This window comes from Sphingomonas sp. IW22, from assembly GCF_041321155.1.
GTDB lineage: Bacteria > Pseudomonadota > Alphaproteobacteria > Sphingomonadales > Sphingomonadaceae > Sphingomonas.
The window spans coordinates 30,567-47,554 of the sequence record NZ_JBGGWB010000004.1 but is presented as its reverse complement, the minus strand read 5'-3'; the positions used below and the strand labels follow the sequence as shown (position 1 = coordinate 47,554).

The following is a 16,988-nucleotide window of genomic DNA, read 5'->3' as shown; positions in this document are numbered from 1 at the left end:
AGCCGTCACGCGGTCGGCGCCCTCCGCTCGCATAGTTGGAAGACCGTCACGGCTGGCTCCATCCAAGTCCCATCGCCTTTTGAAGGGCAACGAAGGCACGATCAAGCTCGCCAGTGGCTTCCAGCACCGACTGGTCGGCAGCCAGCGCCGCGCGTTCGGCATCGATGGACGTGGTCAGCGGTATCGCTCCCTGCGCGTATCGCTGCCCGGCATAGGTCGCTGACTGCTTGGCGCCGTGCCGGCTCTCGATAGACGAAAACAGGTTCCGGCGCTGATTCCCGAAGCGGGTCAGGCTGCTTTCCGCGTCCGACAGCGCGCCGAGAACCGCCTTGCGGTATTGTGCTTCCGCCTCGTCGCGGTCGGCCCGCGCCTGCTCGACCCGGGCACGGTTACGGCCGAAGTCGAGGAAGCTCCAGCTGATTCGCGGCAGGAGGAGGCCCGCGACGCTGTCAGGATCGATCACATCGGCAATATTGGGACCACCGAGGCCAATGATACCCATGATGCTGACTGATGGGAACTGCCGGGCGACGTTGACACCGATCTGCGCGTTCGATGCCGCCAGCTGCCGCTCGGCTGCGCGAATGTCCGGCCGGCGTCGCAGCATGGCGGCCGGATCGCCGATCGCGACATTCCTCGGGATCATCGGGATCGGCGCGGGGGAAGACAGCAAGGCGTCGTGAGCACCGGGTTCGTCGCCGGTGAGCAGGGCAAGCTGGTCGAGCGTGGTTGCGATCTGCCCTTCGAGCGGCAACAGCCCGGCCTCCGTGCGGGTCAGCTCGGTCTGGAGCCGAACCACCTCGTCGCGCGACGATGCACCGCGTTGCTCACGCTGTTGAAGCAGGGCGAGTGATCGCTGCTGAAGCGCTGCGGAGCGGCGGGCCAGGATCAGACGCTGCTGAAGTTCGCGCAAGGTCACATAATTCTGGGCAACCTCCGCCGAGAGACGAACCTGCGCATCGGCCCTATTGGCTTCGGCTGCCTGCGCCTGGGCTTCGGCACCTTCGGCGGCACGGCGTCGGCCGCCGAACAGATCGATCTCCCAAGACGCGTCCAGGCCGGCGTTGTAGAATTCGGCCCTGGTACGATCGGATTGCTCGCCTTGCGTCGGCAGCGCGAGCGAGCCGGCGGGAAGATCGGCGACGATCGCAGTCCCTGACCCCGAGACGGTGGGAAGCTGGTTCGCGCGCTGTTCGCGCAAGCTGGCGCGCGCCTTGCGGATGCGCGCCTCGGCGATCGCCACGTCCGGATTAGAGGCAAGCGCCCGGTCGATCAGCATCGTGAGCTGCGCGTCGCCCATGCCTTCCCACCAGCGTGCGACAGGGGTCTGCGGTGACGTGACGGCCTGATCCGCGCGGCGAAATGTCGACCCGGCGCGCTCCCCGCTCGCAACGCCCGGCGGGCCTCCATAGTTGGGGCCGACGACGCATCCAGTCAGGAGTGCGGGGAGAATGGCCCAGCCAAGTCGCTTCATCAGTGCATCGCCATCTGCGTGTCGGAGGAGATCGGGCGGAGGAACAGCGCCAGCGGCGTCGTGATCGCGATCGCGACGCCCAGCGCAAAAAACAGGTCGTTATAGGCCATGACGGTAGCCTGTTCGAGAAGTTGACCGGCGAGCTGCCGATACGCGCCGGCTTCGCCGGACGGCATGACCATGGCTTTAGCGAACCATTCCTGCGTGGTCGCCGCGTTGGCCGACACCGTTTCGCCCAGCCGGTTGAAATGCAGAAAGGTCTGCCGGTCCTGGAGGGTCGCCATCAGCGCCAGGCCGATCGATCCGCCAAGGTTTCGCCCCGCGTTGAACAGCGCGGACGCATCGCCTGCGTCTTCGGGCGCCACGGCGCTGATCGCGGCCTGGTTGAGGAACATCATGGCGAAGATCTGCCCAAAGCCGCGCACGAGCTGAGAGTTCGTCAGGTCCCCACCGGCCGACCGCGCGGTGAGATGCCAGTCCATCGCGCAGCTGACGCCGATCAGCGTCATGCCGACAAAGACCGCCAGCCGGACGTCGAGATATTTGAACGCGAGCGGCAGGAACGGCATCAGCATCAGGGCGGGGATGCCGGAGACGAAGACCACCTTGCCCGATTGCAGCGCGCTGTAATCCGCCATCGACGAGAGAAACTGGGGGATGAGGAAGGTGACCCCGTAGAGCACGACGCCGATGATGAGGCTGAGGACGAATACGCTGCCGAAGGAGCGGCTGAAGATCAGTGACAGCTTGAGCACCGGATGCGCGGAGCGGACCTGTCCGATCGTGATGAGCGCGAAGCCGAAGACCGTGGCGATCGCGAGTTTCACGATCATGGCGGATTCGAACCACATCTCGCGCTGCCCCTCCTCGAGCATGACGGTGAGCGCACCCAGGCCGATTGCGAGCCCTGCGATCCCGAACCAGTCGGCATGGCGCAGCTGGTCGAGCCGCAGACGCTCATGCTTGAGCCCGAACAGCAGGAGCAGGACGAGCCCGGCACAAACCGGCACGTTCAGGAAGAAGGCGTAGTGCCAGCTGTAATTGTCGGTGAGCCAGCCGCCGATGATCGGCCCGAGCACCGGACCGAGGATCGCGGTGCCGCCGAACGCGGCGGTGCCGATCGGCTGTTGCGATGGCGGCAGCCGTGTCGCGATGATGGTCATCGCGGTCGGGATCAGCGCACCGCCGGTGAAGCCTTGCCCTACACGCCCGGCGATCATCATCGGCAACGTCGTCGAGATGCCGCACATGATCGAGAAGCCGGTGAAGCTGATCGCCGCACCCAGAAGGAAGTTGCGCAGACCGAACAGACGCACGAGGAAGGGGCTAAGCGGGATCATGACGATTTCCGCCACGAGATAGGCGGTCGCGACCCAGGTGCCCTCCGTTCCGCTCGCGCCGATCTCGCCCTGGATGGTGGGCAAGGCCGCATTGACGATCGAGATGTCGAGCAGCGCCATGAACGACCCGATCGTGCCCGCTGCGACGGCGAGCCAGTCGCGCAGGCCGGCGCGTTCGGCCGCCATCAGCGCCCGCCCTGCGTCTCGTCGTGCTTAAGCCGCTCGGTTTCCTGTTCGATCCGGTCACGACTTCCTTTTGCGCTGATCGTGTCGACCGTAACCTCGACCGACAGGCCGGGACGCAACACCCGGCGCGCCTCCGGCCCCGCTTCAATGCTGATCCGCACGGGCACTCGCTGAACGATCTTGGTAAAGTTCCCGGTCGCGTTCTCGGGCGGGATGAGCGAGAACTGCGCGCCCGTGCCTGGCGAGAAGCTCGCAACCCGGCCGCGCAGTTCGGCGCCGTCCAGTGCATCCACCTTGATGGTCACGGGTTGCCCGACGCGCATCAGCGCGACCTGGGTCTCCTTGAAATTGGCCTCGATGTAGAGTTGATCAACCGGCACCACCGACATCAGCCGGGTCGCAGGCTGGACATATTGCCCGGCCCGGACCGCCTTGTCGGCAACAACGCCGTCGATGCTGCTGCGGATCTCGACGGCGCCGAGGTCCGTCGAGGCGCGCGCAAGCTGCGCCTGCGCGGTGCCGCGCTGCGCCTCCGCCTGGCCGATGCGAGCCGCTTGTGTGGCGACACTGCGACGGGCGGCGAGGTAGGCGGCGCGCTGCGCGCGCAGCTCCGCGGCGGCTCGATCACGCTGCAGGACGAGGTTGGCGAGGCGCTCGCGCGATTCCGCCCCTGTCCGAGTGAGCGGTTCGTAACGTCTTACCTCGTTTTCTGCCGCTGCCGCGGCAGCCTCGGCGCTCGCAACCTGGGCGGCGGCCTGAGCGACAGTGGCCTGCTGCTCGTCAAGCGTCCGGCGCGCGGTCGTGATGTTGGCGCCGGCCGCGGCAATCTGAGCTTGCGCCTGTTCGACATTGGCGCGGTAGTCACGAGGATCGAGGACGGCGAGCAGCTGGCCGCGGCGGACAGGCTGGTTGTCGGCGACGAGGACACGCTCGACATAGCCGCCCACCTTCGGTGAAACGGTCACGAAGTCCGCGCGCACATAGGCGTTGTTGGTCGACTGCAGGTATTGGCCGCTCGCGCGGTAGTTCATGTACCAGACGACCGCCGCGACGATGCCCGCAACGAGCGCGGCGATGAGGACGTAGCGGATGATCGGATAGCGCTCGAGAAGCGAGGGCTTCTTTACGCCGTCGTTCTCCTCGACACCGTCCTTCGACCTAGCTTCTGGCTGGGAATGCGCATTCCGGTCGTCATGCGGCGCATCGCCGCCTCGATCTTCAGCATGCTCGTCAGCCACTCAGCAACCCTAACGTATGTAAACCGGACCGTATCATAGTATGTGGCGATCGGCACTGCCACCCACTCTGATGGGCTCGTGCACAGCAAACTCAAGCTGCGCGAAACAAACAGCCGCTGGATCTTCGCGGCGGAATGCTTCGGCGTGAACGACTGCGATCCGACGTCCGACACGCCTGACCTTCGGCGTCGTGACAAGTGCATCCAGCCGAGCAGAGGCAAGGAACTGGAGGTTCACGCTGATGAGCTTCGGGAAGTGCCCGGGCGGAAGTTTGCGTGCAAGGGCACGCTTCGCTGCCACTTCGAGAAAGGATGCCACAGCTCCGCCATGCAAGGCGGGAAGGAGAGGGCTGCCGATCATGTACTCCACTGGCGTCAAAACAAAGGCGTCACCGCTCTCTGAAATCATGGAGCCTAGCAGCTGCGCGAAGCCGGTCATGGCCCGACAGCCCGATTGATCGAAAAGACGCCTTGGGCAGTCGCGATCAGGTGAGAAGGATCGGTATCCCAGACTTCGGTCCGTACGAACGCACGGCGCTCGGTAGCGTCGTAACAATGCGCCCACGCTGTCGCGGAGCATCTCGCCTCGGGGGACCGCACATGGTCCACCTTCAGGTTGAGGGTCGAGATTGCCAATCGCCTTCCCAGTCGGGACATTACGGCAACGCCGCAGGCCTGATCGATAAGGCTCGTCAACACGCCCGTTGCTAAAGTCTCGTCCTCGTCGGCCAGCTCCTCACGCCAACCGACACGTAGCGAGCTGAGGCCATCGCCGATCGAAACCAACTCCAGGCCAAGCCTGTTGCCCCACGGTATGTCGCCTGGTTGCAGGCTCCAGTCTCCAGCCACGATTCCATCCTCGTCCTGATCAGGCCTTGCCACCTTGGAAACGGTACGGTTTACAAATTTGGTCCGGCTTCCTAATGGTTATGGTCTCTCATGGAAACGCGGTCGAATAAATTCCTTGTGCTCGCGGTCACCAGCCTTCTGTTGGGTACGCTCCTCGTCTTTACCCTTTGGCTGTTTGATGCACGCAATGAAGACGGAAACCCTTATCTGATCCGCTTTACCGGAAGCGTTGCCGGTCTGGAGAAGGGGTCGCCGGTGACCTTCTCGGGCGTACCGGCCGGTCACGTCACGTCGATACGGTTCGACAAGGAGGACCCGTCAGCGGTTCTCGTCACCGTCAGCCTTGAACCGCGGATCCCCATCGTCGCAGGCGTGAAAGCGTCGATCGCAAGATCGGCACTGGCCGGCACCGCGAACATCAGCCTCGACGGTGCAACCTCTGGCGCGCCCCCGATCGTTGCGGCGAACGACGGGGAGCTTCCCGTCATCCCCACCAAGGAAGGCGGGCTCCTTGGCGGCGGAGGGGACCCCGTCGCACTGGTCGAGAAGATCAGCCGCACCGTGGACTCTGTCTCGCGCAACCTCGACGCCGCTCAGCAGCAGCGGGCCAGCGATCGGCTGGCGGCGCTCGCGGAGAGTTCCGCTGGTTGGGCTGACAAAGCCGGAGCAGCGTCCGATGCTCTCACCGGTGCGCGCGGCCGCGTGATTGCCGTGGGAGACGCCTTGCAGCGATCCGGCGACAGCGCCCAACAACTGAGAGCGGCAGCGGACGAACGCCGCGCGACCGTCCTCGCGAGAGCGAACCGAACATTGTTGAGAGCCCGAGACGGTGCCGATCGATTCACGGCTCGGCTAGAGGCTATTCGACCCACGATACGCGGCACGGCCGCCAAACAGGCCCAACTGCGTGAAACGGTTCGTTCAGCGAGGAACAAGGTCGGTGCTGTCAGGGATGCGGCCGTTCGCATCGATCAGGAGGGACTGGGCGTGGGGGCTCCGTCCCTTCCCATCTACAAGCCGAGGCCACGGCAGTGATCGGCCGCGATACAAGGACAGCCATTGGCTGAGATCTCGCTGGCGGGTGAGCAACCGACCGTCTCCGTTTGATTTCTCGCCAACCGGTCCGGATCGCGCTACTCTCGATCCAGGAGAACGAGATTGAGCGATGACGAAAAGAAACGTCGGCGTCCGAGGAAAATGGGCAGACCGACCACTGAGGATGCGCTCCGCCTGACCTCGCACATCCTCAAGAGCGCTCGCGAGCTGTTTTTCGAACACGGGTTCGACGGCGCCAGTGCCGACATGATCGCCGAACAGGCGCGCATTTCCAAGCGGACCCTGTACGCGCGCTTTGGCAGCAAGGCGCGTGTGTTCGAGGCGGTCATTCTCGACGAGATCGACACGCAGCTGCGGGCGCTCGAACCGTCGGGCAGCGACGAACCCGACATTGGATCGCGACTTGGCGTGATCGCAGATCGGTTGCTCGAGTGGCTCCTGACGCCCCGGATCGCGTCCATGGAACGCGTCGTCATCGCGCAAGCCGTGCGCTTTCCCGCGCTAGCGGCGAACATCCATGACTTCGGTTACCAGCGGGCCGTCCAATGGGTGGCGTCGATCCTCGCCCACGCCGATGCGAAGGGAGAACTGTCGCTGGCGGACCCCGTGTTCGCTGCCGAGCAGTTCGTCACGCTCGTCGTGGTCGCACCCATGCGCCGCGCAGCGCTGGGGCTGTCTCCTCCAGCATACGACGAGGCAGCGCGGGATCGCATTTCGCGCGGCATCGACCTGTTCCTCGATGGCTGCCGCCCGCGGCAGGAGGATGGTTGCAGCGCGTGATGCCCACCACCGACGACGAGTCTCAAATCGGTGAGCGCGCGCGGCTGGCCGAGCTCATCCAGATCATGGGGCGCCATGGGCTGAACGGGCTCGCCTCGCGCCTGGGCCTGCTGCCCGGTCGCTCAGAGCAGCCGGTAGACCTCGGTACGCCCGAGCGGGTCGTCGCGCTGCTGCGAGACCTTGGACCTGTCGCGGTCAAGCTGGGGCAGGTGCTCGCCACCCGCGAAGACCTGCTCGGGCCGGAATGGGTGCGGGCGCTGTCGACGCTGCAGGATCGCGTGACCCCGCTGCCGTTCGAGGCGCTGGAGCCGACGATCCTGGCCGCGCTCGGCTCCCCGATCGCTGATGTGTTCGCGAACTTCAACCGCGAGCCGATCGCGGCGGCGTCGATTGCGCAGGTTCATGCTGCAACCTTGCGCGACGGGACCGAGGTCGTGGTCAAGGTACGCCGGCCGGGGATCGCGGAACGCGTCGATGCCGACCTACGGCTGCTCCGCCGCATCGCGCGGCTCGCGGCCCGGCACTCACCGGAGATCCGCCGCCTCAAGCCCGACGAACTGCTGCGGTTTTTCGCGGAGAGCTTGTCGCAGGAAATGGACCTCAGCGCAGAAGCGGCAGCCTGCGAGAGCATCGGCGCGTTCCTGCAGCCGCTCGGCGTCCGGACGCCGGCCTTCTACTGGGATCAGGTCGGCCGCCGGATCAACGTGCAGGAGCGGCTTGACGGCATGCCCGTCCGCGAGGTTCTTGACGTGGCGGGTGAGGGCGGTGCTGACGTCGCCGGCAGATATGCCGATGCGGTGCTGCGGATGATCATCTTCAACGGTCGGTTCCACGCGGACCCCCATCCCGGCAACGTCTTTGTTCTGGCCGACGGGTCGTTGGCGTTCATCGACTTCGGGGCGGTCGGCGTGCTCAGTCCCGCCCGGCGGAACGAGGTTGTCACGCTCGTCCTTGCCATCGCGGGTGAGGACACACGATCGGTGACGGACGTACTGCTGCAATGGTCGGGCGAGACCGATGTCGATCGCCAGGCGCTGACCCGCGACCTCGACGCGCTGATCGGCCAGTTCCGCGGGGCGGTACTCCAGCAGATCGAGCTCGCCGACATCTTCGGCCGCGTGTTCGCGCTGCTTCGAACCTATCGTCTGGCGCTGCCGCCGGACCTCGCCCTGCTGCTGCGCACCTTGCTGATCGCCGAAGGGTTCGTGCGACGGCTCGATCCCGGCTTTGACATCACCGCGCGCGCCGCACCGATCGCGCGCGAACTGCTGCGGGAGCGGATCGGCCCGGCCGGCCTCAAGCGTGGCGGACGCCGGCTGGCGACAAGCCTTGGCCGTCTGGCCGCCGCCTCGCCCGAGCTGGTGGCCTTCGCCGAGCGGGTTGCGCGGTCGGGTGCGCTGCCGATCGAGTTGCAGAAAGGTGCCGTCTCCTCACCACCGGCATTGCCCCGGGGCGCAGATCCCAACGTCCTGTCCGCCGGCCTGCTGGTCGCCGGCGCGATCCTCCAGCACGACCATGATGTTGTTGGAGCAATCCTGATGGCTTCTGCGATACTCCTTGCCGGCTGCGCTTGGTACGCGAACAGGCAGCGGCGCTGACCTCTTGTTGTCAGCCTTTCATGTACCCAGTCGCGCGCGATTGTTTCGCTACTGATATTTCATCTCCGACGAGCGGAACGAACCAATCGGCTTGGCGTTTTCCGAAAGTAAACCGGTTGGTACCAAAGCAGCTGACCGGTTCGATTGAGCGAGGGGTTCCGCGTGTCCGAACAAACGGTTGACGAGCCGCATCTGCCATCTGAGGGCTGGTCGGACTTCGGTGCCGAGCTCAGCGCGCTTATGCCTAGTCTGGCGCGCTATGCGCGATCGCTGGCCAGGAATCCCGATACTGCACAGGACCTTGTTCAGGAAACCGTGCTGAAAGCCTGGCGCAGCCGCGCATCCTTCGAAGCCGGTACAAATATGAAGGCGTGGACCTTCCGGATCCTTCGCAACTCATTTCTTTCGCAGGTACGCCGTCGAGGCACGGTACAAGTTAGCGAGACCGCCGAACTCGCCGACATTCCGGTGGCGTCGAACCAGGAATCCGTTGTGACGCTGAGCGATGTTCGCCGTCTATGGCCGCGCCTGACGCCTGAGCAGCAGCGGTGCATCAATTTCATCGGGATCGAGGGATTGAGCTATGAGGAGACAGCCACAATCGAGCAGGTTCCCGTCGGCACAATCAAGAGCCGCGTGGTAAGAGGGCGGCAGATGCTGCGCGCACTCCTAGATCACATGAACAGCGATAAGGGATACAAAACGGAATCTCAGGTCGTGGCGGCCGGTGCAACCTGTCAGGCCGAGCCACCAGTTATCGACGAGGTGCACGAGAGACAGATCGAGCTGCTGCAAAGCTGGCGGACGAAGCGTGCGGCCGACCGCTGTTTGGTAGGCTGAGTGGGCCGGGATCTCTTGATCCCGGCTTCGTGCGGCCAATTTCAGGTCCTTTACCGTCTCGGTTAGCAGAAGACCTGTCGCTAGGGATATCGCACAAAAGGACGAAGAGACCACGGCTGGCCGAGCGGATATGTCCTGTGGTCTGCCCTAACAGCCTACATCCTCCAGCGTGTCAGTTGTGCGCTGACTTCCGGGCTGCTCTCCCATCCACCGCCGGGCATCCAGGCGCTTACCCGTCACCGCCGCGGCAGCGTCAGAGCAGAGCCAGAGCAAGGGCGGCACCACGATCTCGGGCGACAGCAGTCCGTCGCGTGCACTATCCGGCAGTCCTTCGGGAATCATGCCGGTCAGCGTCGCGCCCCCCGGCAGGAGCGCGTTCACCGTGATGCCGCTGTCCGCAAGGTCCTGCGCCCAGATCGCGGTCTCCGATTCCAGCGCCGCCTTGGACGGGCCGTAGGGCGAGAAGCCGCGCCGTCGCATCGTCTCGCGGTTCATCGAGATGTTGACGATTCGGCCCCATCCCGCCTCCAGCATGGCGGGGACGGCGGCGCGCGCCATCAGGAACGGGCCGTTGACGTTGGTGTCGGTCACCATGCGCCAAGTGTCGGGGGCGACCTCCCAAAACCGGGTCGGTTCTGTCAGGAAGGTGTCGCTCACATACTTCATGCCGCGCCCGGCATTGTTGACCAGGATGTCGAGCCGGCCGAAGCGCACGAGCGCCGCGCGCACGACTGCGGCACAATCCTCCACCCGCGTCACGTCGGCGAGCAGCGGCCGCACCCGATCGTCGCCGCATGCCCGCTCTGCCTCCCGTGCGACCGCTTCGACCTCGGCGAGTTCGCGCGCGGCGGTGGCGACGACCCGCACGCCGGCCTGCGCCAGCCCGAGCGTCATCGCGCGGCCCAGCCCGCGACCGCCGCCCGTCACGATCGCGACGCGGCCGGCAAGGCCGTGTCCGTCGCTCCCGCTCATCGGTTCAGCGCCTGCATCTGCGGCGCGGCGTAGCGCTCGCCCGCCGTTGCCCCCTTCGGCGCCGCGCGGTCGAGCCGCTCCAGTTCGCCTCGGGTGAGCGTCACGTCGAGCGCGCCGACATTCTCCTCCAGGTAGCCGCGGCGCTTGGTGCCCGGGATCGGCACGATGTCTTCGCCCTGCGCCAGCACCCAGGCGAGCGCCAGCTGGGAAGGGGTGCAGCCCTTCTCCCGCGACATCGCCTCGACCGCCGCGACGAGATCGAGATTGCGCTGGAAGTTCTCGCCCTGGAAGCGGGGGCTGTGCCGGCGATAGTCGTCAGGCGCGAGATCCTCCACCCGCCGGATCGCGCCGGTCAGGAAACCGCGGCCGAGCGGGCTGTACGGCACGAAGCCGATGCCGAGCTCGCGCACCGTGTCGAGGATCTCGCCCTCGGGATCGCGGCTCCACAGCGAATATTCGGTCTGCAGCGCCGCGATCGGATGCACGGCGTGCGCGCGCCTGACCGTGGCGGGCGCCGCTTCGGAGAGGCCGAGGTGGCGCACCTTGCCCTCGCGGACCAGCCCGGCCATCGCGCCCACCGTGTCCTCGATCGGCGTGTCGGGGTCGACGCGGTGCTGATAGTAGAGGTCGATCGTCTCGACGCCGAGCCGTCGCAGGCTCGCCTCGCAGGCGGAGCGGACGTAATCCGGGCGCCCGCACACGCCCTTGAAGGTGCCGTCCTCGCCGCGAACGTTGCCGAACTTGGTGGCGAGAACCACCGCGTCGCGGCGATCGCGGATCGCACGCCCGACCAACTCCTCGTTACGGCCTACCCCGTACATGTCGGCGGTGTCCAGAAACGTCACGCCGAGATCGATCGCGCGCTGAATGGTCGCGACCGCCTCGGCTTCGTCGGCCTGCCCATAGAATTCGGACATGCCCATGCAACCGAGGCCCAGCGCAGATACGCGCAGCCCGTCGCCCAGCTTTCGTTGCTCAAGCACCAATTATCTCCTGTTGTAAGATCATGCCGGTTGGCCAGTCGTCGGTAGCAAGGCGGGCCGGCACCGGTTCAGCCTTCAGACAGCAACTGCTCGGCGAGCTGGCTGTGCTTTTCGTCGGCCTGCTTGGCCTCGTCCGCGCACGCCTTCATGTCGCGCGCCGCATCGTCCATGCCGGTCTGCCGGCAGTAATTGGCCATGGTCCCGAACGAAGCGATCCAGTAATGAAGCGCGAGCTGCCCGCTGGCGATGATGCCGAGGTCGCGTGAGGCATCGTCCGGTGCCGCTTCGCGGATCCTGCGGCTCACCTCGTAATGCGCTTCGAGCACAGGGTTGTCCTGCTGATCGGCCGGGCCCGCCTGCTCGGCGGCGCGACGGATGCGGTCCGCCCATTGGCGGGAAGTCCGGTTGCCCTCTTCGAGCGCGGATCGCAGCGCCGGGTGGCGCGCGTCGTTGTTGATCTCGTCGGTCGCCTTGGCGGCGACGTCGCTGCCGGCCCGCATCGCGGACAATCCTTGCGCGACCAGCTTCTTCAGGTTGTTCTCGTTCATCAGGTTCGTCCTCGTCCTGCCGTGCCTCGTTCAGGCACGGTGAGGGATTCTAATCTCGTCGCTCCGTTCTGTTCCGTCGGTCCTTCCTCGATCAGAGCGCAATCAATGTTTGGAGCTCATGGCCGACCTCCCGGCCTGCACCTCCTGCGGCTTGCAGGAGCGGGCTGCGTGAACCAGCGCGGCAGGGCAGGCATGCGGGAAGCTCGGACCGGCGTTGCAGGCGTGAATAGCGTCGTAAGCGGTCCGAACCGAGCCGAAGCGGACCTTCTTGAGAGCCTTCCCGACAGGAGCATGCTGACGGTGGCTCCAGGCTGAAGTGATTGGACGGAGGCGCTGCAGTGACGGGAGCCCGCGGAAAATATCGCTCAGATGCTTAACATAATCCTTGTTATCGGACTGGCAGATTTGCTCTGTCGATCAGCTGTTTAGGGGCTTGTTGCGCCCTTACCCGATCAGCGACGTTCGTTCGCGCAAGCGCTGCTCCCGCTCGTCAAGCCACGCGCCAAACTGCTCCAGAATGTCGTCGACGTCCAGACCCGTCCGCCGATGATGCGCCACGACGCGCCCGCGGAGCGGTGCCGGCCAGCGGGTGCTTTCGCGGACCAGCGTCGCCTGGACCCATCTGGGCGTGCTGGCGAGCAGCCATTCGAGCGAATGCCGTTCGTAAGCGAGCCTCACGCCCGACATCAGGCGGCTGACCGGCTCATCCGACAGCAGTGCGATGACAGCGCATGAGACGTGAGCACGATATGCAGGCGACAGCTCGTGAAAGGGCTGCTCTTCCCAGGTTTGTGGCTCGTGATTGGGCAGGTTTGGTACCAGCGGGCTGTTGAACAGGTTTATGCGGCTGGTGCGGTTGATGTCGGGTGCGAGAAAAGCTCGCGTGAGCCCGTCCAACACGGCGAGGAACTGCCGAGCCGAGACCTGCCCTACCCCGGTCAGCGACGCAGACCTGCCGAGCAGCGCCTTCCGCAACTCGCCATCGAAGGCGAACAGCAGGCTTAAGGCGGCGGACACCTCCTCCGACCGACAGTCGGACGCGGGTCTCGGGCCGCTCCAATGGTTCGTTCTGAGAGGTACGCCGCAGTGGGTGCAGGTGAACTCGATCCGGCTCCGCCAGCTGAAGCGGGGCTCCTGGTGGGGCTGACAGCGGCGGCAGAAGTCCTGCCGCCAGGTGCCGTGCCGGTGACAGAAGATGAGCGGGAGCGCCGCTTCGGTATCGAGGTAGGTGCCACCTGTGGCGTGGCCCTCAGCAAGGCAGACATGGCACCAGGCGAGATCGAGCTCGCCTCGCGCTCGCCCTTTTCCGTCGGTTCGTGGCAACCAGGCGGTCACCAGCCACGGCCAGCGGCGCTTCAGGTTGAGGCGCATGATCGCATTCTGATCAACACGGAGCCGTTGCGCCGCGGATTTCGCCTCCGACCCCTTCCATCCTACGTCCGCTCTGACCTTGGTGCCTGCACTGCCCGGGGATAGCTCCTGCCGCAACTCAGTGATGGACATCTCGTAACAAGCGGCGATGCGCGCCAGCCAGGAGGAGATAAGCTCGTCAGAATGAGGCCGTGGCGCGATCGGCAGCGCGCCCGGCACGGCTCAGACCGTTTCCCTGGCCCGCGCCCGCCCCCGGCGCTGGGCAATCACCTTCATGCTGACCGAGGGCAGCACGAGGTCGTCGGCATCGAGGTCTCTGGCCTCGATGCATTCGCTGCCGTTCTCGATCGCACGAACAGCCAACGTCTCGACGAGGCGGAAGATGCGCCCGGTATTGCCGTCGGAGAGATCGAGTACCGACGTGCGGCAACGCTCCTCTTCCAGCTGTGAAGGTCTCCGAAGCGGCAGGATCGCAGCTAGCGTGACCATCAACAGGCGGAACGCTTCGTCGTTCTGCCACCGAGCCAGCTCGACCGCGTCGAACCGCTCGGCGAGCGCCGCGTCGGTGAGCAGCGCCGCCTGCGCCTCGTGGTTGCCAGTGCAGACGAGCGGGATCTGCAGGTCGTTCGCGAGGTAGCGGATCGTGTTGAGGAAGATGCGCTGCTGGCGCGGCGTGCAGGCCAGCATGTGGTTGATCTCATCCAGGATCAGCATGCGAGCACCCACCTGCCCCATCAGCCGGCGAGTCAGGAGGCGCGCACGCTGCGTGTCCCCCCGCGCGGCGAAGCCGGCGCCGAGCTTCTCGAGCACCTCGCCGTAGAACTCGCCGTCGGTCGGCTGCGGTGGAAGCTGGACGGCGACGACCGGTATCGTCGCCACGCCGATAGCCTCGTTGAACCCGCGCGGGTTCTCTGCCTCAAAGCGCTCCACGATGCGCGACTTGCCCATGCCGGTTTGGCCGTAGATCAGCAGGCACGGCATGCGCGTGCGCGGCGGATAGCGCAGCATCGCGTCCAACGTCTTGCGCACCGCTTCCGCCTTCGGGAAGCCGAGCCACCGGTCCTTGCGGATCCAGGCGATCCGGTCGGCGTCGGGCCAACGCGCGCGCTCGCGATAACCATCGGCGAGATGGGAGAGGTCGCTCATTGGGGCATATCCTCGACAAGATAAGGAAGCCCCGGCTGATCGCCGCCCGTCCTCTCCTCTACCGCAGATAAGCCAACGGCAGGGGTTACCTGCTCAAGCCGGAGCTTGCTGCCACCCCTCGCCCGACGGGCGTCGCGCAGTGCCGCTTTGGTCCGCTGAAGCGCGAACCGCGCGGATTTGGTCTTGTGCGCCGCTTCCGCGACGATCAATCGCTGGGTCTCCACAGCCTGGAAGATCATCGTCTCGTCGACAGCCTGCTGGCCGCGCTCCCGCAAAGTGCGAACCGCCTCCTTCTGTTCCCAGCGGGTGATCGCGGGACGCCGCAGATCGCGGTAGGGCACCTCGAGGTGCTCGCCGTGTGGTAGCTCGAGCCAGACGCGCGAAAGGTCGCGGGGATCCCAACGCACCGGCATCGTCTGCCCCGGCCGCGTGTACCAGCAGGATAGCGCATCATCCCAATAGTGAGTGCGGAACAGCTCGATGCCGTGTGGTGTCACGGCGCGCAGCTCGCAGGGTAGAAAGTCGAACAGGAACGCGGCATCGTCGGCCGGAAGGCGGACCAGCTCCGGGCGTCGTTCCACCCCCTCGGCCCAAGCAAGGGCGGGCGGAATGCCGATCCCGCGGTGCCGCTCCGCATGATATGGGCCGATGATCTGCGCGGCGAGCCAGACTTCCAGCTCGCTCAGCGTCATACACGCCTCACCTTCCGCATCGTAGTCGCCACGCTCGGCGACGTTAGAGAAGGTCGTTCCGGGTAGGAGGTGGACGGCCCCCATCATCGTGCCAATCAGCCGCTCGATGTGACCGCCGAAGTGCGGCCGACGCACCGGCCGATATTCGAGCGCAATCGAATGAGCTCGGCAGCCGCGCTTCAGCGCGTCTGAGCGGTGCTCGCGCGCGTTGTCGAGGTGCAGCCGATCCATGAGCCCCTGGCTGTCCCACGGTGCCTTCATGCTCCGCTCGGCCAGCCAGTCCCGCTTGGGGAGAACGGCGTGCCGCATGCACATACCGACCGAAACAGCGGACGGCGCCAGCATGTCGAGGTGGAAGCCGGGCACGGTTCGGCTCGCCAAGTCGATCATCAGCGTGAGCCAAGGCCGGCCGATAGGCTTGCGGTACAGGTCGTCGACAACGATCACGTCGACCAGCGTGTGGTCCGACTGGACGAGCTCAAGCGCGTAGTCCGCCTCGAGCACGCCTCGCGTTGGCTCCCACTTGTCAGCGGCTGCCTTGGCACCCTGTCTGCGGGCCGTAACGAGCTGGGGAGCGAGCCGGTCCAACCGGGCCTGGATCGCCTTGGTGCTGGGCACCTTGACCCCGATCTTCGTTCCTTCGTGTCGCAGCCAGCGGCGGAGCGCCTGAACGCTGGGCTTCTCGAGCGTGAGGTAGAAATCAGCGATGCCGCGAGCGATAAGATGCTCAGCCGCGGCCGAGAGCCGCTGCTCCCCCTTCTCCCTTCCTCGCGGTCGCGGCAGCAGTGACGCCGCAGCGGGCGTGGCTCGGTAGAGTTGCAGGAGCTTGTGGAAGCGAGCGCGGCCGAGTTCCAGCTGGACCATGGCTTGGGCGGCCACATCGCCGGGCACGCGCGTCATCGAGGCGAGCGGGCGAATGATCTTCTCGCGGCGATGCGCCTCCGCCCAGTCGGCGTCGCTCGCCGTCCTCAGGTCCGCGGTTCGCATGGCACGACGCCTCGGGTGGTCCCAGCTGGGCGATCGTCCGCTGTTTCGGGAACAATGTCCACTGTTTCAGGTGCACGTCGTCGCTAAGCGGCAATCTAGCCGCGAGTCCACCCTTTCAGGAGAACCGACAAGTGCTCCCGAAACCGCCAACATCTTTTTCGCGGGAATCAAGTTTATCGCTAATTACATCGAGTGGCATGTGTTGCAAATCTTGGCATATGCAACAACGCTGTTCCTATGAGGCACCATGTGGTATGTGATCCCTCGCTTGCCACAGCGGAGACGATGCGACTCATGACCGTCCAAGTGAACATAACGCCCAACGGACGCATGAGCTTGCCGGCAAGCATCCGCAAGCGGCTCGGTCTCGAAGGCGGCGGCGCGGTCTTGCTCGAGGAAACCGAGGATGGCGTGGTGCTGAGGACGGTTCAGCAGGCGGTCGCGCGCGCGCAGGCGATCGCGAAGAAATATGCTGACCATCCCGACGCGTCCGTGGGCGCCTTCCTTACCACCCGTCGGGCGGAAAGTGGCGAGTGACGGAGGCGGTTCTCGATGCGTCCGCGATACTCGCGCTGCTGAAGGGAGAGCGCGGAGGAAGTAAGGTTGCCAATGTGGTGGGCGACGCGGCGGTGGGGGTCTTCAACGAGGCTGAGGTGGTGAGCCATTTCGTTCACCTTGGCGCGCCGATCGAAGAGATCAGGGCGATGCTCGGCGCGCTGCCCTATACCGTCCTACCCGCAGACGAAGCGCTGGGCTGGGAGGCGGGCGCGTTGCGCGCTGTCACCAGCGCGGCGGGTCTTTCGCTCGGTGACCGCTTCTGCCTCGCGTTGGCGAAGCGGCTTGGCGTGCCGGCCTATACTGCGGACCGCGCCTGGAAGGATGTGGCCGCAGACGTTGGTGCGAAAGTGGTGGCGATCCGCTGAGGGCGC

Annotated in this window: 17 protein-coding genes; 6 read left to right on the top strand and 11 right to left on the bottom strand. The window is 65.7% G+C overall.

Features of this window, described 5'->3' with window-relative positions; all coding sequences use genetic code 11:
• Window positions 1-46 precede the first annotated feature (46 nt).
• From ACAX61_RS14945 to ACAX61_RS14925, 5 genes are read right to left on the bottom strand one after another with little or no spacing between them, the layout of a single operon-like run.
• Complete coding sequence (locus ACAX61_RS14945; protein WP_030541334.1) at window positions 47-1,474, bottom strand: efflux transporter outer membrane subunit; 1,428 nt, start codon at window positions 1,472-1,474, stop codon at window positions 47-49.
• Window positions 1,474-3,000: a DHA2 family efflux MFS transporter permease subunit gene (locus ACAX61_RS14940; RefSeq protein WP_018251279.1), complete on the bottom strand. Its 1,527-nt coding sequence runs from the start codon at window positions 2,998-3,000 to the stop codon at window positions 1,474-1,476. Before ACAX61_RS14940 ends, ACAX61_RS14945 begins: the two co-directional genes overlap by 1 nt.
• Window positions 3,000-4,238 carry an HlyD family secretion protein gene (locus tag ACAX61_RS14935; RefSeq protein ID WP_018251278.1) on the bottom strand — a complete coding sequence of 413 codons (1,239 nt, stop codon included), beginning with the start codon at window positions 4,236-4,238 and terminating at the stop codon, window positions 3,000-3,002. The genes ACAX61_RS14940 and ACAX61_RS14935 overlap by 1 nt, the downstream gene beginning before the upstream one ends.
• Window positions 4,239-4,271: 33 nt before the next feature.
• On the bottom strand, window positions 4,272-4,676 hold the full coding sequence (locus tag ACAX61_RS14930) for a PaaI family thioesterase (RefSeq protein ID WP_018251277.1): 405 nt from the start codon (window positions 4,674-4,676) through the stop codon (window positions 4,272-4,274).
• Window positions 4,673-5,119 (bottom strand): PaaI family thioesterase, encoded by a 447-nt coding sequence (locus ACAX61_RS14925; RefSeq protein WP_051076137.1) that lies wholly within the window; start codon window positions 5,117-5,119, stop codon window positions 4,673-4,675. Before ACAX61_RS14925 ends, ACAX61_RS14930 begins: the two co-directional genes overlap by 4 nt.
• A gap of 57 nt (window positions 5,120-5,176) precedes the next feature.
• Between ACAX61_RS14925 and ACAX61_RS14920 the strand changes: the two genes are divergently transcribed.
• The 4 genes from ACAX61_RS14920 to ACAX61_RS14905 all read left to right on the top strand — a co-directional run bounded on the left by ACAX61_RS14920 (window position 5,177) and on the right by ACAX61_RS14905 (window position 9,360).
• Complete coding sequence (locus ACAX61_RS14920; protein ID WP_018251275.1) at window positions 5,177-6,121, top strand: MlaD family protein; 945 nt, start codon at window positions 5,177-5,179, stop codon at window positions 6,119-6,121.
• A gap of 162 nt (window positions 6,122-6,283) precedes the next feature.
• Window positions 6,284-6,922, top strand: a complete 639-nt coding sequence (locus ACAX61_RS14915) for a TetR/AcrR family transcriptional regulator (RefSeq protein WP_018251274.1) — start codon at window positions 6,284-6,286, stop codon at window positions 6,920-6,922.
• Window positions 6,922-8,520: an ABC1 kinase family protein gene (locus ACAX61_RS14910; RefSeq protein WP_018251273.1), complete on the top strand. Its 1,599-nt coding sequence runs from the start codon at window positions 6,922-6,924 to the stop codon at window positions 8,518-8,520. The genes ACAX61_RS14915 and ACAX61_RS14910 overlap by 1 nt, the downstream gene beginning before the upstream one ends.
• 162 nt (window positions 8,521-8,682) lie before the next feature.
• On the top strand, window positions 8,683-9,360 hold the full coding sequence (locus tag ACAX61_RS14905; protein ID WP_237751636.1) for a sigma-70 family RNA polymerase sigma factor: 678 nt from the start codon (window positions 8,683-8,685) through the stop codon (window positions 9,358-9,360).
• A gap of 147 nt (window positions 9,361-9,507) precedes the next feature.
• On the opposite strand, the gene ACAX61_RS14900 is transcribed toward ACAX61_RS14905, so the two are convergent.
• The 6 genes from ACAX61_RS14900 to ACAX61_RS14875 form a co-directional block, all read right to left on the bottom strand.
• Window positions 9,508-10,332, bottom strand: coding sequence for an SDR family NAD(P)-dependent oxidoreductase (locus ACAX61_RS14900; RefSeq protein WP_018251271.1), 825 nt, complete (start codon window positions 10,330-10,332; stop codon window positions 9,508-9,510).
• A complete protein-coding gene (locus ACAX61_RS14895; RefSeq protein WP_030541330.1) occupies window positions 10,329-11,315 on the bottom strand; it encodes an aldo/keto reductase in 987 nt (328 codons plus the stop codon). Before ACAX61_RS14895 ends, ACAX61_RS14900 begins: the two co-directional genes overlap by 4 nt.
• 68 nt (window positions 11,316-11,383) lie before the next feature.
• Window positions 11,384-11,863 carry a YciE/YciF ferroxidase family protein gene (locus tag ACAX61_RS14890; RefSeq protein WP_018251269.1) on the bottom strand — a complete coding sequence of 160 codons (480 nt, stop codon included), beginning with the start codon at window positions 11,861-11,863 and terminating at the stop codon, window positions 11,384-11,386.
• 444 nt (window positions 11,864-12,307) lie between these two features.
• Window positions 12,308-13,366, bottom strand: coding sequence for a hypothetical protein (locus ACAX61_RS14885; protein ID WP_370715611.1), 1,059 nt, complete (start codon window positions 13,364-13,366; stop codon window positions 12,308-12,310).
• 90 nt (window positions 13,367-13,456) lie between these two features.
• Window positions 13,457-14,380, bottom strand: a complete 924-nt coding sequence (locus ACAX61_RS14880) for a TniB family NTP-binding protein (protein WP_170172169.1) — start codon at window positions 14,378-14,380, stop codon at window positions 13,457-13,459.
• On the bottom strand, window positions 14,377-16,059 hold the full coding sequence (locus tag ACAX61_RS14875; protein WP_170172170.1) for a TnsB C-terminal domain-containing protein: 1,683 nt from the start codon (window positions 16,057-16,059) through the stop codon (window positions 14,377-14,379). The genes ACAX61_RS14880 and ACAX61_RS14875 overlap by 4 nt, the downstream gene beginning before the upstream one ends.
• 294 nt (window positions 16,060-16,353) lie before the next feature.
• On the opposite strand from ACAX61_RS14875, the gene ACAX61_RS14870 reads away from it, so the two are divergent.
• Complete coding sequence (locus ACAX61_RS14870) at window positions 16,354-16,596, top strand: AbrB/MazE/SpoVT family DNA-binding domain-containing protein (RefSeq protein ID WP_046408726.1); 243 nt, start codon at window positions 16,354-16,356, stop codon at window positions 16,594-16,596.
• On the top strand, window positions 16,593-16,982 hold the full coding sequence (locus ACAX61_RS14865; protein ID WP_046408725.1) for a type II toxin-antitoxin system VapC family toxin: 390 nt from the start codon (window positions 16,593-16,595) through the stop codon (window positions 16,980-16,982). Before ACAX61_RS14870 ends, ACAX61_RS14865 begins: the two co-directional genes overlap by 4 nt.
• Window positions 16,983-16,988 lie beyond the last annotated feature (6 nt).

Coding starts and splice junctions, on each gene's coding strand:
- ACAX61_RS14875 (WP_170172170.1), bottom strand. CDS start 16,059: ATGCGAACCGCGGACCTGAGGACGGCGAGCGACGCCGACTGGGCGGAG.
- ACAX61_RS14945 (WP_030541334.1), bottom strand. CDS start 1,474: ATGAAGCGACTTGGCTGGGCCATTCTCCCCGCACTCCTGACTGGATGC.
- ACAX61_RS14870 (WP_046408726.1), top strand. CDS start 16,354: ATGACCGTCCAAGTGAACATAACGCCCAACGGACGCATGAGCTTGCCG.
- ACAX61_RS14910 (WP_018251273.1), top strand. CDS start 6,922: ATGCCCACCACCGACGACGAGTCTCAAATCGGTGAGCGCGCGCGGCTG.
- ACAX61_RS14920 (WP_018251275.1), top strand. CDS start 5,177: ATGGAAACGCGGTCGAATAAATTCCTTGTGCTCGCGGTCACCAGCCTT.
- ACAX61_RS14885 (WP_370715611.1), bottom strand. CDS start 13,366: ATGTCCATCACTGAGTTGCGGCAGGAGCTATCCCCGGGCAGTGCAGGC.
- ACAX61_RS14915 (WP_018251274.1), top strand. CDS start 6,284: ATGGGCAGACCGACCACTGAGGATGCGCTCCGCCTGACCTCGCACATC.
- ACAX61_RS14930 (WP_018251277.1), bottom strand. CDS start 4,676: ATGACCGGCTTCGCGCAGCTGCTAGGCTCCATGATTTCAGAGAGCGGT.
- ACAX61_RS14900 (WP_018251271.1), bottom strand. CDS start 10,332: ATGAGCGGGAGCGACGGACACGGCCTTGCCGGCCGCGTCGCGATCGTG.
- ACAX61_RS14880 (WP_170172169.1), bottom strand. CDS start 14,380: ATGAGCGACCTCTCCCATCTCGCCGATGGTTATCGCGAGCGCGCGCGT.
- ACAX61_RS14890 (WP_018251269.1), bottom strand. CDS start 11,863: ATGAACGAGAACAACCTGAAGAAGCTGGTCGCGCAAGGATTGTCCGCG.
- ACAX61_RS14940 (WP_018251279.1), bottom strand. CDS start 3,000: ATGGCGGCCGAACGCGCCGGCCTGCGCGACTGGCTCGCCGTCGCAGCG.